General features: G+C 71.6%; 13 protein-coding genes. 5 read left to right on the top strand and 8 right to left on the bottom strand.

Features of this window, described 5'->3' with window-relative positions; all coding sequences use genetic code 11:
* Nucleotides 1-114 precede the first annotated feature (114 nt).
* Nucleotides 115-2,244: a M6 family metallopeptidase gene (locus tag BXA10_RS11500; RefSeq protein ID WP_076470311.1), complete on the bottom strand. Its 2,130-nt coding sequence runs from the start codon at nt 2,242-2,244 to the stop codon at nt 115-117.
* Between the two features lie 293 nt (nt 2,245-2,537).
* On the opposite strand from BXA10_RS11500, the gene BXA10_RS11495 reads away from it, so the two are divergent.
* The gene (locus BXA10_RS11495) at nt 2,538-3,080 is read left to right on the top strand and encodes a DUF1697 domain-containing protein (RefSeq protein ID WP_076470310.1); all 543 of its coding nucleotides are present in this window, start codon (nt 2,538-2,540) and stop codon (nt 3,078-3,080) included.
* Between the two features lie 43 nt (nt 3,081-3,123).
* Here the strand turns inward: BXA10_RS11495 and BXA10_RS11490 are convergent, their stop codons facing one another.
* Nucleotides 3,124-4,110 carry an MBL fold metallo-hydrolase gene (locus BXA10_RS11490; RefSeq protein WP_076470309.1) on the bottom strand — a complete coding sequence of 329 codons (987 nt, stop codon included), beginning with the start codon at nt 4,108-4,110 and terminating at the stop codon, nt 3,124-3,126.
* Between the two features lie 155 nt (nt 4,111-4,265).
* Nucleotides 4,266-5,159 carry a serine hydrolase gene (locus tag BXA10_RS11485; RefSeq protein WP_076470562.1) on the bottom strand — a complete coding sequence of 298 codons (894 nt, stop codon included), beginning with the start codon at nt 5,157-5,159 and terminating at the stop codon, nt 4,266-4,268.
* Between the two features lie 77 nt (nt 5,160-5,236).
* Between BXA10_RS11485 and BXA10_RS11480 the strand changes: the two genes are divergently transcribed.
* The 3 genes from BXA10_RS11480 (at nt 5,237) to BXA10_RS11470 (ending at nt 7,958) form a co-directional block, all read left to right on the top strand.
* The gene (locus BXA10_RS11480) at nt 5,237-6,196 is read left to right on the top strand and encodes a LysR family transcriptional regulator (protein ID WP_076470308.1); all 960 of its coding nucleotides are present in this window, start codon (nt 5,237-5,239) and stop codon (nt 6,194-6,196) included.
* A gap of 136 nt (nt 6,197-6,332) precedes the next feature.
* A complete protein-coding gene (locus BXA10_RS11475; RefSeq protein WP_245828217.1) occupies nt 6,333-7,184 on the top strand; it encodes an aldo/keto reductase in 852 nt (283 codons plus the stop codon).
* 255 nt (nt 7,185-7,439) lie between these two features.
* The gene (locus BXA10_RS11470) at nt 7,440-7,958 is read left to right on the top strand and encodes a hypothetical protein (RefSeq protein ID WP_139337964.1); all 519 of its coding nucleotides are present in this window, start codon (nt 7,440-7,442) and stop codon (nt 7,956-7,958) included.
* Nucleotides 7,959-8,011: 53 nt separating this feature from the next.
* On the opposite strand, the gene BXA10_RS11465 is transcribed toward BXA10_RS11470, so the two are convergent.
* Entirely contained in the window at nt 8,012-8,854 is an 843-nt protein-coding gene (locus BXA10_RS11465) for a helix-turn-helix transcriptional regulator (protein ID WP_084752673.1), read from the bottom strand.
* Nucleotides 8,855-8,957: 103 nt separating this feature from the next.
* Between BXA10_RS11465 and BXA10_RS11460 the strand changes: the two genes are divergently transcribed.
* Nucleotides 8,958-9,710: an SDR family oxidoreductase gene (locus BXA10_RS11460; protein ID WP_076470305.1), complete on the top strand. Its 753-nt coding sequence runs from the start codon at nt 8,958-8,960 to the stop codon at nt 9,708-9,710.
* Nucleotides 9,711-9,822: 112 nt separating this feature from the next.
* On the opposite strand, the gene BXA10_RS11455 is transcribed toward BXA10_RS11460, so the two are convergent.
* From BXA10_RS11455 to BXA10_RS11440, 4 genes are all read right to left on the bottom strand, one after another.
* On the bottom strand, nt 9,823-11,352 hold the full coding sequence (locus BXA10_RS11455; protein WP_425436052.1) for a DUF6297 family protein: 1,530 nt from the start codon (nt 11,350-11,352) through the stop codon (nt 9,823-9,825).
* A 4-nt stretch (nt 11,353-11,356) separates the two neighbouring features.
* The gene (locus tag BXA10_RS11450; protein ID WP_076470559.1) at nt 11,357-12,007 is read right to left on the bottom strand and encodes an ABC transporter ATP-binding protein; all 651 of its coding nucleotides are present in this window, start codon (nt 12,005-12,007) and stop codon (nt 11,357-11,359) included.
* Nucleotides 12,008-12,294: 287 nt separating this feature from the next.
* Nucleotides 12,295-13,062, bottom strand: a complete 768-nt coding sequence (locus BXA10_RS11445; protein ID WP_076470304.1) for a hypothetical protein — start codon at nt 13,060-13,062, stop codon at nt 12,295-12,297.
* A gap of 81 nt (nt 13,063-13,143) precedes the next feature.
* Nucleotides 13,144-13,674 carry a GNAT family N-acetyltransferase gene (locus BXA10_RS11440; RefSeq protein WP_076470303.1) on the bottom strand — a complete coding sequence of 177 codons (531 nt, stop codon included), beginning with the start codon at nt 13,672-13,674 and terminating at the stop codon, nt 13,144-13,146.
* Nucleotides 13,675-13,837: the final 163 nt, after the last annotated feature.

The raw sequence follows: 13,837 nt of genomic DNA, 5'->3' as shown, positions 1-13,837 counted from the left end.
CGTCAGCCGCGTGACGTCCCTCGACAGTAGCGACGGGCCCGACCAGCCCGAGGCGACTGCAAACAGCCGACGGCCCGCACCGATCATCGGTGCGGGCTCGCCGAACGGGTGGTGCTACTTGCCGCCGCCGGTGTTGCGGACGTGGAAGCTGTAGTCCGCGTCGAGGAAGGTGAGGTCACCGGTCGGCAGGTTGGAAACCAGGAGGGCGAAATCGTCCTGGTTGCCGTTGGCACACCTGGTCTGCAGACCGCTGGCAGTGAACTCGTCGCCGGTGGACCGGTAGACCCAGTTGCCCGCGCCATCGGTGGTCTCCCCGGCCGAGGTGACCCCCGGGGTGAGATCGCAGTGCGAGACGACCTGCACGGTCCAGTGGTTGTCCTGTGTGCCGGTGGTGCTGAACCAGTTGCCGGCCGCCGAGGAGACGGTCGCCTCGGCCCCGTTGACCCGTACGTCGTCGACGAACCATCCGGTGTCCAGGTAGGCGGCGTCGGTGGAGTAGCGGAACCGGACGTCGGTGGCGCCGGCTGGCAGGTCGGCGGTGAGGTGCACGTAGACCGGGTCGTCCACGAAGTACGCACCGCCGGAGGTGCCGGTCAGGCCGTTGCCCTCGGTGTTGTTGCCGTGCGGGTTGTCGTCGGTGGTGACGACCTGACCGTCGTCGTCGCGCAGCGGGACGGTGATCCACTCGCCGCCGACGAGCGCCTCGACGAAGCCGTAGTCCCAGCCCTCCTCGATGAAGTGCCAGGTCCAGAAGTCCAGCGAGGAAACCGGGCCGGCGGTGCCGACGTCCAGGATCTTGTCGGACTGGCTCTCGTAGCCGCCGTACCAGTGGGTGGTGCCGGTGTGCGGGGCGATCACCGTCTCGTCGTCGCCGTCGAAGGTGAGTGCGACGGTCGGGCCGGGGTTGCGGAACCGCTCGACCGACATGCCGAACGGCACCGCGGTGGTGTCGGGCCGGTTCTTGAGCCGGGCCCACTTGGCCCCCGGCGTTGCGCCCTGGTAGCTGCCGCGACCCGCCCAGAAGACGTCGTCGGCGATGTCGATGGTCCAGGTCGTGTCGGCCGGGTCACCGAAGTTGAACGCCTTGATGTCGTAGACCGGGGAGTCCTCGTCGTCCAGGTAGACCGCCACCGACCAGTCCCGGAACAGCTCATCGGCGGTGCGCAGGTGCGCGCCGGTCGCCGCGTTGAACGAGTCGATGGCGTTCTGCACACCGGCCATACCGTCGGCCTGCTCCTCGAAGATTTTCTTGATGAGCAGGTCACCGCCGGCGGCGTCGTACTGCTTGTCCGGAGTGAAGGTGCCATCGCCGTTGCCACCCGCCTGCTCCCAGAGGTACTGGAAGTAGGTGAACGCGGCACCGTAGTTGGCCAGCGTGCCGCCCCAGCGGGTCAGCGAGGTCTCCTCGTAGAAGACCTGCTGGTTCGACAGGTGCGAGCCGCCCGCGTCCAGGCCGTTGAGGAAGATGGCGAAGTCCGCCAGCCCCTCGTCGACCCAGGACAGCTCGCCCGGGTCGCTGTAGTTGTGCAGCAGGTGCTCCAGTTCGTGGGCGACCGTGCCCTCGTACAGCTCGGGGCGATCATTGGCCGGGTCGTCGTCGCGCCACGGGGCGTCGTCCGGCCCGACACGGTTGGCCCAGTCGAGTGCGTCGACGACGATGACGTTCATGCCGTTGCTGTCGATGAAGTCCGGCGCGAAGTATCCGGCCGTGTACGACGTGACGGCGCAGTCGTAGTACGCCTCGTCCTGGATGTTGTAGAGGACCATCACCAGCGAGTCGCTGGCCGGCTCCGCCGGGTCGGCCGCGTCCATCAGGCCGAAGTGCTCCTCGTCCACGGCGACGATCTGGTTGGCGAGCTTGTCGCCCACGTAGTCGATCTGCGCCTGGGTGAGGGCGAACTGCGCCGCGGTGGCCGTGGCGCAGGGGGTGAACCCGTCGCCCGGGTTGTGGTCGAACTGCGGGTCCAGGCTGGCCACGCCGGCCGGCGCGGAGCCGTCCAGCGGGGTGCCGGCCGGCACGTAGATGTAGACCGGGGTGCCGTCGGGGGTCGTGTTCGCGTAGACCCGGGTGAAGTCCTGGTTGTACGTCCCGCCCGCCGCGCTGTCGTTGATCGGCAGCGTGATGGTGGGCTCGCCGGGAAGATTTTCGTGATCGTGCGCCTGCGCCGGGGTGGACACGGTGAAGGCGAGCGTTGTGACGCTCGCCGCCGCGACCGCGATCCGACTCAGTCGTCTGTTTCGCACGCGGTTGCCTCCTGCCGGTACCGGCCGGGCGGATCGGACCGTCCGGCCATCAGTCCAACATTGCTGATGTAACGTTTCCAGTCCCGGCGGCGCTGCGTCCGAACCGCCTCCGACCTGGACTTTCGCCGCCCAGCAGACCACTTGCGTGGATCGATGCGAAGGGCCTTCCAGGTCACATCTCGGCCACGAACGGTCATCCGCCGATCACCGCGCTGGCCAGCGCCGCCTCCGCTGCGGCCAGCCGGCCAGGCCCGGTCCGATCTACCCTGGGCTCGACGAGCGAGGAGGATCCGATGGACCGGTACGTCGCCCTACTGCGTGGGATCAACCTGGGAGCCACCAACCGGATTGGGATGGCCGACCTGCGCCGGCTCGTCAGCGCGCTCGGGCATCACGACGTCAAGACGTACCTGCAGAGCGGCAACGTCGTGTTCGGCAGTGACGCCTCGGACGCGGAGCGGCTCGCCGCCGGCATCGAGCAGGTGATCGCCGACGAACTGGGGCTGGCCGTGCCCGTGCTGGTGCGTAGCGCCCGCGAGCTGGCGGCGGTCGTCGACAAAAACCCGTACGCCGGCCGGGAGACGGATCCCACGCGGCTGCTGGTGGCGTTCCTGCGTACCACCCCGAAACCCTCCAGCGTGGATGCGCTGACCGCGCCCGGAGGGGAGAGCGTGGCGTTCACGGTGGTCCGGCGGGAGGCTTACCTCCACTTCCCCGACGGCGGCTACGGCCGGTCGAAGTTCACCAACGCCTACCTGGAGAAGAAGCTCGGCGTGGTGGCCACCACCCGCAACTGGAAGTCGGTGCGGGCGCTGTCGGAGCTGGCCGCCGGATGATCCGGCGGGTGGTCGCGTACCCCGCGACCACCCGCACCCCAGATCAGAAGTGGTACGCCGTGTCGTACTCCGGCACCAGCACCCGGCTGCCCGGCGACGACTCCCGTACGGCGGCGATCAGCTGGTCGAGACGGGTCCGGTCGCTCGGCGCCACCGTCGGCGGGTTACGCAGCTCGGTCTCGAAGTTGTCGAAGTGCACCGGCACGACGACCTCCGGGTGATCCAGCGCCGCCATCAGCCGCGACACGTAGTCGGCGGTGACCGTGGTGCTGTTCAACGCCACCATGGCCACGTCCGGCGCGATGCCGGCCAGGTTGCGCGCCACGAAGTCGCTGGCGCCCATGAAGAACACCGTCGGCCCACCGGCCACCCGCAGCACATAGTTGAGCGTGTCGCCCTCGGGCAGGTCGGCCACCGTGAGTGGCTTCGCCGTCGGGGCCAGCCGCACCCCGGGCAAGGACACGGCGTACGACGCGTTGCGGCTGTGCAGCGAGGCGACCACCTCGACGGTGTAGGCGCCGAAGTCCATCACCTCGCCGCCCTTGACCGCGCTGAGCTGCCCGGACGGCACCCCGTACGCGAGCCCGAGGTGGTACGCGGTCATCGTTCCGAACACCCTGGCGCCGGTACGGCCGGCGATGTACGGCACGTCCATGAAGTGGTCCCAGTGGGTGTGCGTCACCAGCACCGTCTCGGCCCGGTCGACGTACGCGTCGACCACCTCGGTGCGCACTTCCAGCGGGGTGGAGCCGTTCATGCCACCGTCGAACAGCCCGGTGTGGATCCGGCTGAGGAACGGGTCGACCAGGACGGTCCGGTCACCGATGTCGACGCGCCAGCCGGCGGTGCCCCACCAGCGGAAGCTGACCGGACCGGGACGGCGCCGGATCGCATCGCTGGGCGTCGAGGCGGCTGCCGGCGCGGCCTGCGCCGGGGCGCCGAGCGCGGTCGAGGCGAGCCCACCGGCGGCGATCAGGGCGGTGGAGGCGGCGGCGTCGCGAAGGAACCGGCGGCGGTCAAGACTGGACATGCGGGTTCGCTCCCTGTGAACTGGGCGATCGGTCGGTGCAGAGCAAACCAACGCCGGTGGCCGCGCGTCCAAGATCGGTGGGACACACCGGCGATACGGTAACGGGTATAGGACCTGGTCACGTCGGGTGCCGAGGCCGGCCCGACGCCGAAAAATCATTCCCCGCGCAGCGCCTCGACCGCCGTTCGGGCGGCCTCCCCCATCGCCAGGTCCACGTCGATACGCCGGGTGGCGAGTTGAGCGGTTCGGGCGAAGACGGCGATCGCGTACCGGCCGCCGTCGGGGTACTCGGCGACGCCGGCTTCCAGGTGCAGCCCGGGCAGCGTGCCGGTCTTGCCGGACACCCGCACGCCGGGCGGGAAGCCGGCCGCCAGCCGGGTCCAGAAGAGCTGGCGGGCCATCCAGCCGCGAACCATGGCGCAGGCCGCGGCGGGGCCTGCCTCATCCCGCCAGATCAGGCCGAGCAGCCGGGTGATGTCCCGAGCGGTGCTGGAGGTGGTCCGCTCCGGGTCGAAGACCCGCATGGCGCGGACCCGTTCGGCGCTCAGCGTGGGGAAGATCCGCGCGAACTCCGCCTCGGTGCGTGCCCCGACATCGGCGAGCATCACCTCGACGAGCTGCCGTGGTCCACCGAGAATCCGGGTCCGGCCCAGGCCCAGCTCGGCGGCGAGCATCGGTAGCAGGTCCGGGCCGACCCGGCGCAGCAGCAGGTCGGCGGCGGTGTTGTCGCTGACCGACATGGCGAAGTAGGCGAGGTCGCGCAGCGACACCTCGGCGTCGTCGTCGCAGCCGGCCAGCCCCCAGCCGCCGAGCCGGTCGGCGGCGGTGACCAGTACCCGTTCGGTCGGATCGAGCTGACCGTCGGTGACCTGCCGGGCGAATTCCAGCACCAGCAGGATCTTGAAGATCGAGGCGATCACCACCTGCTCGTCCGCCCCGACGGCGACCTCCGGGAGACCCGTCCCGGGTCCGTCGAGGTCCACCACGTGCAGGTTGCCGGTCACCCCGGCCCGGCTGAAGATGCCCTCGACGCGCTCTACCGTTGCCACCTGAGCACGGTATCCGCGGCGCACGGCCGGGACGACGACCACGGGGCCGCCCGCGGCGCTGGCGTAGGGTCCGGCCCGTGGACCTGCTCCGACACCTGCGGCACTTCGTGCTGGTCGCCCGTGAGCTGCACTTCGGCCGGGCCGCCGAACTGCTCGGCATGGCCCAGCCGCCGCTGAGCCAGTCCATCCAGCGGCTCGAGCGGGAGCTGGAGGTCGAGCTCTTCGACCGGTCCCGCCGCCAGGTACGCCTCACCACCGCCGGTGAGCTGCTGCTCGGCGAGGCGGAGGAGTTCCTCGCCGCCGAGGGGCGGCTGCGCAACCTGATGCGCCAGGTACGGGCCGGCGCGCTCGGCGTGCTGCGGGCCGGCGTGCCGCCGGACACCCCGGCCGTACGCCTGCACGCGCTGCTCGACCGGCTCGCCGACCGGGCCCCGGGGCTGGACGTGGAACTGCACGAACTGACCAGTGGCGAGCAGCTGCGGATGCTCGCCGAGCGGCGGCTCGACGTGGGGCTGGTGCATCACCCGATCGAGGCGGAGGGGCTGCGCTCCGGCGCGCCGGTCGACGTACCCCTTGGGGTGCTGTTGCCGCGTACCTCACCGCTGGCCCGGCAGCGGGAGGTGGAGTTGGCGGCGCTGACCGGGTTGGACCTGGTGACGGCGCCACGCGCCACCGCGCCGGGCTGGCACGACCACCTGCTGGAGGTGTGCCGACGGCATGGCTTCGAACCAGGCCGGGTCCGTCCGGCCCACAACCCGGAGTTCCTCTTCGGGCTGGTGCTGGCCGGTGGCGCGGTGGCCGTCGAGCCGGCCACGACGGCACGGCGGGAACCTCGGATCGCGTGGCGGCCGATCGCCGGCACACCCCTGGTGAAGCGCACCTCGGCGGCCTGGCCGGCGCGCTCCGCACATCCTGCCGCACCCATGTTCGCGCAGGTCGCCGCCGAGGTGCTGGCCGACGCCGAGCCGGCGGCCGGCACCCCGCCGCAGGCGCCGGCGCAGCGTCCGTGGCCGGTGCTCTTCGACGCCGCGGGCTGACCGGCCGATTCTCCTGACGTCGGGGACCGGGTGAGGCGGCGACCCGACCGGGTATGGGAGTTGATTGGTAGGTTCGGTCTGTTCGGGGGGACGTGCCCCAGGCCGGATGTTTCGGACGACGCGTGAAGGAGCCGCAGTGGCGAACACGATTCCCGCCATCAGCCTCAACGACGGCAACACCATCCCGCAGCTCGGCTTCGGGGTGTTCCAGGTCGAGCCGAGAGACACCGCGCAGGCGGTCGCGAAGGCGCTGGAGGTCGGCTACCGGCACATCGACACCGCGGAGATGTACGGCAACGAGGCCGAGGTCGGTCAGGCGATCCGCGATTCCGGGCTGGACCGGAGCGAGGTCTTCGTGACCAGCAAGCTGAGCAACGCGGCGCACCGGCCGGACGATGCCCGCCGCGCGTTCGACGCGACGCTCGCGGCACTGGGCATGGACTACATCGACCTGTTCCTCATCCACTGGCCGCTGCCCACCCTCTACGGCGGCGACTTCGTGTCGACCTGGAAGACGCTGGAGGAGTTCCAGCGGGACGGGCGCGCCCGCTCGATCGGGGTGTCGAACTTCCAGGTGCCGCACCTGGAGCGGCTGGCCGACGAGGCACAGGTGGTGCCGGCGGTCAACCAGATCGAGGTGCACCCGTACTTCACCAACGACGAGGTGCGCGAGTACGGCCACAAGCACAACATCCTCACCGAGGGCTGGTCGCCGATCGCGCAGGGCAAGGTCCTCGACGATCCGACGATCACCGACATCGCCGAGGTGGTGGGCCGTACGCCGGCGCAGGTGGTGCTCCGCTGGCACGTGCAGCGCGGCGACATCATCTTCCCGAAGTCGGCCACTCCGGCCCGGATCGAGGAGAACTTCCGCATCTTCGACTTCGAACTGGACGACACCGCGATGGAGCGGATCACCTCCCTCGATAGGGGCGAGGCCGGTCGGCAGGGCGCCCACCCCGACACATTCGACTGGGTGCCGGCCTGACGTAACACCCGGCAGGGCGGCAGCGCACACAGGAGGGGGCCGGTCCGGCCCCCTCCTCGCGTACGAAAGGATCGCGCCGCCGCGATGTCGCTCCGCCGTGCCACGCTCCCCCTGCTCTCGTTGCTCCTCCTGCTCGGTGTCACGGCCTGCGGCCTGACTTCCGCGGCGGGTGCCCCCCGCTGGGCCGCACCGGAATCCCCGGCACCGCCGCCGCCCCCACCGGCACCGACCTCCACGACGGAGGTGGGTACCCGGGTGAAGACCGCGATGTTGGACCTGGATGAGAAGTTCCACCCGGAGACGGCGGCGTTCACCGAGGAGAACAGCGACGCCTGGAAGCTGATCTCGCTGTGTAAGGACAGCCTCCCGTCGGACCGCAAGCGGACGGCCTACCGGGAGCGGGTCTGGGACGGGGACACGGTGTGGATCCGGCAGTACGTGGTCGGCTACCTGAAGGTGCCCGGACGCAAGCTCGCCGACGAGCTGCGGTCGGTGCTGAAGAACTGCACGAAGTACGAGGTGCCGAACGACGGCCGCATCTCCACGATCGTGCGTCCTTCGCCGCCCCCGGTCCCCAACGGGCCGGACGTGATCACCTTCTGCGAGCGTCTGAAGGGCAATTCGACCCGGCACCAGTGCACGCTCTTCGTCACGCGCGGCAACTTCGTGATGGAGGTGGACGTGTCGGGTGAGAACGGCGACCTGGCCGCCGCGACCGAGCTGCTCACCAAGATCGCTCCACTCGCCACCACCGCGCTCGGAAAGATCGCCTGAGCCACCTCCGGGAGGGCGTGCCCGGACACGCCCGCCCGTCGCCGCCGGCCGGATCAGGGAGCGATGCGCTCGGCGAGTGCCCGGAAGGTCGCCTGGGTGGGTGAGCCGGGCTCGGGGACGTACGTGATCAGCCGCTGGTCGGTCTCCGGCACGTGCAGCACCCGGCACTCGAACTCCAGCGGCCCGAGCTCCGGGTGCGCCACCCGTTTGACGACCGGGCGGCGTTCGGCCACGTCGTGTTCGGCCCACAGCTGTGCGAATCGGGGCGACGTGCCGAGCAACTCGGTGACCAACTGCCGGATGCTCGGGTCGTTCGGGTAGCGGCCGTAGGCCGCGCGCAGGTCGGCCACCGAGGTGCGGACGAAGCTCACGACGTCCTGGTCGCTCCAGTGGGCGTCGTCGTCCGGTTGGCGGAACGTCCAGCGGATCGTGTTCCGCTCGGCCGGCGGCACCGCCGACAGATCCCCGATGAAGTGGCGGGCCAGCCGGTTCCACGCGAGCACCTGATAGCTGGCGTCGACGAGGTACGCCGGGGTCTCCGTCATCGCGTCGATGAGGTGCCGCAAACCGGGGCTCACCTCCCGGCTCGGCCCCGCCGACGGCGGCGGGCTCTCCCCGGCCACCCGGAACAGGTACGCCCGCTCGTCCCGGCTGAGCAGCAGCGCCCGGGCCAGCGCGGCGAGTACCTGCCGCGACGGGTGCGGGCCGCGCCCCTGCTCCAGCCGGATGTAGTAGTCGACCGACATGCCGGCGAGCTGGGCGACCTCCTGCCGGCGCAGGCCGGGCGTGCGGCGGCGTAACCCCTCGGGGAGGCCCACCTCGGCGGGGCGCAACCGGGCGCGGCGGGTACGCAGGAACGCCGCCAGTTCGTCGCGGCGCAGGCCGGTGCTCGTCACGCAGCCAAGCATGCCCCGGTTGCCGGGTCGCTGGGTGGTACGGCCGATACCAGCATCGCCGGGTCTCTCCCGCGCGCCCCGACGCCGCGGCAGCGTCGGGAGCATGACGACGAACATGATCGCCCTGGTCACCGGAGCCAACAAGGGAATCGGGTACGCCACGGCCCGCCAGCTCGGCGAGCGCGGCATGACAGTGCTGGTCGGCGCGCGGGACGCCACGCGAGGCCGGGACGCGGAGGGCAAACTGCGCGGCGACGGGGTGGACGCCCGCTTCGTGTCCTTGGACGTCACCGACGAGGCGTCCTGCGCCGCCGCGGCCGAGCTGGTCGAGCGGGAGTACGGCCACCTGGACGTCCTGGTCAACAACGCCGGCATCGTCCGGGCGGACGGGTCGGCGCTGCCCAGCGAGACCACCGTCGCCACGTTGCGCGAGGTGTACGAGACGAACGTGTTCGGGGTGGTGGCGGTGACGAACGCGTTCCTGCCGCTGCTGCGCAACGCCCCGGCCGCCCGGATCGTGAACGTCTCCAGCGAGGTGGGCTCGATCGCCGTGATGACCGACCCGCAGGGAGCCCTGTTCGCGCTGACCTCGGTGCCGTACCCCTCGTCGAAGACGGCGTTGAACATGACCACCGCCATGTACGCCAAGGAGTTGCGGGACACGCCGATCAAGGTGAACGCCGCCAACCCCGGTTACTGCGCCACCGACTTCAACCACAACAGCGGCTTCCGCACGGCGGAGCAGGGCGCGGAGGTCAGCGTGCACCTGGCGACCCTGCCGGCCGATGGACCCAGCGGGCAGCTCTGGGGATTCCAGATGGACGCCGGTGGCGGCTACGGCGTCCTGCCCTGGTGAGTTCCGGGTGAGCGGGGCCGCCGGACTTCGATGAAGCCGGGCGGTCCCACTCATCCGGTCGACCCGACTTCACCGAACCCGAGTCGGTCACGGCGGCTCGCCGCCCGGCGTCCTACACCCCGACGGTGTGGGCGGTGGAGCGACGCAACAGCACGAGGCACCCGGCGACCGACAGCGCCGCCTGCACGAGCACCAACGACCCGTCGAGCTGTTCCGGGGCCGGCACGCTCACCAGGGCGATCACCGCCGGCAGCATCAGCACGGCCAGGACGTCCAGTCCGTTGACCAGCCAGAGCAGCAAGCCACTGGGAAACCCGCCCAGCGGCGTGTCGATGAAGATGTGGCCGATGCTGCTGGCGCTGGCCTTCGCGCGGTGGAGCGCGGCGACGGCGGCCGCCGGGCCCGCCGCCAGGCCGAGCGCCCACCAGGGGCCGGAGAGCGCGCCCGTCGCCTGCACCATCCCCAGGGCGAGCGCGCCCCAGAGAGCCGCGATGCCGGCGGGGACCACGAGCCGCTGCCCGTAGACCTGCCGGTACGTGAGGCCGAGCAGCCGCAGCGCGGCGGGGTTCGACGCGTCGGTGTGGGTCGCCTCGCCGGTGACACTGGCCGCGGCGAGCGTGCCCACCAGGACGACGCCGATCAGCAACCAGACCGGCCCGTCGGCGACGACGGCGGGGGCCAGGGCGGTGCCGACCAGCCAGGGCAGCCGCCCCGGCTTGCGCCGGACCTGGAGCAGATCCTGGGCCGTCAGCGGCGGCAGTCGACGGCCCCGCAGCAGCTGCGAGGTGCGGATGCCGGTCCGGGTCCGCCAGTACCGGCGGCTGCTCTGTTCGGAGAGGAACGACGGCTCGATCGCGTAGGCCGCGTCGGCGTACGAACCGGCCGCGGCGGATGCCTCGGCGATCCGGTGGGTGGGCCAGCTGCCCAGCCGCCACCACACCCGGGTGAGGGCGGCGACGGCGAACAGGAACACCACGACCGCCACCACCAGCGTCACCGACGCCGGCGGCAGGACGTCACGCGGTGGGGCGTACCCACCGGCCACCCGCTCGCCGACCGCGGCCGCGACGAGCGCCGCGGCGACCGCGCCGGCGGTCACGTCGACGGCCCGGCCGGTACGCGGCGCGTTCTGGGCGCGCACCGCGAGCAACGCCAGCAGGAGACCGACGGCGGCACCCCCGGCGAGCCCCGCGAGGACGACGGTCGACGTCGCGGGTCGTTCGGCGACGCGACCGGCGACGGCCAGCCCGACCAACCCTCCCACGACGGTCGCCGAGAACGCGGTGAGCAGCAACGCGGGGGTGAGCAACGCACGCCGGGGCACGGGCGCGGGCAGCAGCCAGGTGGCGTCCGCACGGGTGACGACCACCGGGCCGAGCCGGCGGAGCACACCGAGGAAGGCCAGCAGCACCAGAGCGGCAGCGACCAGCACCGGCACCGACGGACCGGTGGCCTCGGCGGGCCAGACGACGACGCCGAGCGGCCGCCCGAACAGCACCGCGGCCATCACGATCGCGAGCAGCACGCAGTAGACGCTGCTCGGATCCACTCGACCGACGGCGGCGATCCGCATCCGCCGGACGCGGCGGCGTATGTCGACCGGAGCAGCCGGGGTGGGAGCCGGCATGCGGGTGGTGGTCACCGGCTCAGCCCTCGGCCCTGTGCAGACCGACCTCGTCCGCGCCGACGTCGTGCCAGAACTGCTCGTCGTGGCTGGCCATCAGCAGCGTCCCGCCGGCGGCCAGGTAGTCGCGCAGGTGGGCGGCGAGGGCACGCTTCGCCGCGGTGTCGAGGCGCTGTTCCGGTTCGTCGAGCACCAGCAGCCGGCTCGGGCGGACGAACGTCGCGGCGAGCAGGAAGCGTTGTCGCTGGCCCGAGGAGAGGGTGATCGGCAGGCTGTCGGCCAGGCCGGTGATGCCCAGCAACCCGCACACCTCGTCGATACGCCCGTCGGCCGGATCTTCCCCGTTGGCGACCCGTACGAGGTCGAGATGTTCCCGCACGGTCAGGCCGTGGTACCAGGTCGGCGACTCGACGGTGGTCGCCACCCGCCGCCAGAACCCGGGACCGCTCTCGGGCGGCTCGCCGAAGACGGCGACCGCGCCACCGGAGGGCTTCTGCAGGCCGGTGACGCAGCGCAACAGGGTGGACTTGCCGACCCCGTTCTCACCGGTGAGCGCGACCACGGCCCCGGTCGGCACCTGGAGATCCACCTGGTCGAGCACGGTCGTCGACCCGTACGTGACGGTCAGGCCGGTGACCTCTACGGCGTTCCCACCCGGCGCGTTGCCGCTCATCCCGCGGTCGCGCGTGGCGCTGACCTGACCGTCTGACATCCGCCCACTCTAACGGCGGTCGGCCGCGCGCCGATCGTGTCGGCGGCCCGGCCCGGCCGGATGGGGCGTTGCTCGCCCGTCGTCCGGTCGCTGCCGGCGTTCCCGGGCCTCATCGACGGGCAAGGCCGCCCAGGTGTGCCGGCGCGGGCGGAGCGGCCGTCGTCCGCGGGCGGAACCGTCCGACGACGGCTGGAAAGGGGCCTGGCCGGTCCCCTTCCAGCACGTCGCAGGCGCGGCCACGCCGACCGTCAGGACGCCTGCTCGATCTCGGCGCGCAGCGCGGGAAACTCCGTCCGGAACTTGTCCTGACTCTGCAGCGCGTGGACGAGCGCGCCCGTGCTGCCGGCGTCGGACCAGACGCAGACCGCGGCCGGCACCCCGTTGATGTTGCCGTCTCCGCAGAAGGCCTGCCCACCGAGCGGGCCCGGGTCGGCCTCGGTGAAGTTGCCGACGCTGAGTGCCTTGGTGACCCCGGAGATGAACAGTGAGAGGCGGCTCTCCCGGGTGGCGCCGGTCGACGCCACCGCGTTGGCGATCACGATGTCCTGCTTCGCGATGTCGCCGTAGAGACCCTGCGCCTTGGCGGTCACCCCCGGCACCCCGGAATCCTCCGGGAGCCCCACCTCCTCGGTCACCCCGCCGTCCTCGGACCCAAGATCGATTTTCGGGCGGCCGCCGAGGGTCTGCGGCGCGGCGATGGTCACCACACGACCGGGCGCGTCCGGGTCCGCCGCGGCGGGCTGCGACGGCACCTGGCTCCCGGTGCCGGTGACCGCCCCGGCCGTGTCCCCGGAGGCGCTGTCGACCTCGGCGGGGCTGGCGATGACCGTACCCACGAAGACCGCCGCGAACAGCACGACGACCGCGCCGACCGCGATCAGCACCTTCTGAAGGAAGGTCGTCCTGGACGGCGGCCGCGACGGGGGGCCGTACGTCACCGGCGCGGCCGGCGGTCCGGACGGTGCGGGCGGGTAGCTCGGGTAGGGGTTCTGCGACGGATCAGCCGGCTGCGACATCGGTTACTCCAGTTAACGGAACAGGGTCACCACCGGCACGGATGACGCGGCCAACCGGTTCACCGTGGAGTACCGGCCGGCTCAGGTCCGCTCGGGCGTCGTCAGGTCGAGGCACCAGTCGTTGGAGTGCATCAGCTTCCCCGGCGGGTACTCGAAGTCGACCTCCCCGAGCAGCGTGAACCCCGCTTTGCGGCAGACCGCGTTCGAGGCGGGGTTGCCGACCGACGGGTAGGCGTGCGCCCAGCGGCGGGTACGCCGGTCCCGCGCCGCCGCCGCGACCGCGCGCACCGCCGCAGTCGCCAGGCCCCGCCCCTGGTGCTCGGGCAGCACCGCCCAGCCCATCTCGTAGACCTGCTCGCCGCGCCACTCCCGATCCCAGTAGCCCACGCTGCCGACCTTCGTCCCGTCCGGCAGCACCACCGTGAACATGCAGCCCTTGCCCGTACCGGCGAATTGCACGTAACGCTCGTGCCGCGACAGAACCTGCTCGTCGGTCTCCGAGCCACCGGTGTGCGCCCGGACCTCCGGCGCGTTGAGTCTGCGCAGCAGAGCCAGGTCACCCTCGCTCCACGGCGTGATCCGCACCTGCGCCATGCCCACCCCTCTCGTCATCGGTCGGCAGTCAACCGCATGCCACCGACAACGCGGCGGCGCCCCTCGACGATGCGGTCGGACTTCCGCTAGGGCGTGTCCTGTCGATCTTGTAGTGGTTGATGGTTGACGATGTGCCGGTGGTGCGTCGTGGTGAACTGACCGATGAGGCGTGGGTGGTGAT

It is taken from the genome of Micromonospora avicenniae, assembly GCF_900156065.1.
GTDB classification, from domain to species: domain Bacteria; phylum Actinomycetota; class Actinomycetes; order Mycobacteriales; family Micromonosporaceae; genus Micromonospora; species Micromonospora avicenniae.
The sequence above is the reverse complement of the archived record's forward strand: the minus strand, read 5'-3'. Positions and strand labels throughout refer to the sequence as shown.

Excerpts from the sequence above, each read along its gene's own strand:
- BXA10_RS11495 (WP_076470310.1), top strand. The coding sequence starts at position 2,538 with ATGGACCGGTACGTCGCCCTACTGCGTGGGATCAACCTGGGAGCCACC.
- BXA10_RS11490 (WP_076470309.1), bottom strand. The coding sequence starts at position 4,110 with ATGTCCAGTCTTGACCGCCGCCGGTTCCTTCGCGACGCCGCCGCCTCC.
- BXA10_RS11460 (WP_076470305.1), top strand. The coding sequence starts at position 8,958 with ATGACGACGAACATGATCGCCCTGGTCACCGGAGCCAACAAGGGAATC.
- BXA10_RS11450 (WP_076470559.1), bottom strand. The coding sequence starts at position 12,007 with ATGAGCGGCAACGCGCCGGGTGGGAACGCCGTAGAGGTCACCGGCCTG.
- BXA10_RS11445 (WP_076470304.1), bottom strand. The coding sequence starts at position 13,062 with ATGTCGCAGCCGGCTGATCCGTCGCAGAACCCCTACCCGAGCTACCCG.
- BXA10_RS11440 (WP_076470303.1), bottom strand. The coding sequence starts at position 13,674 with ATGACGAGAGGGGTGGGCATGGCGCAGGTGCGGATCACGCCGTGGAGC.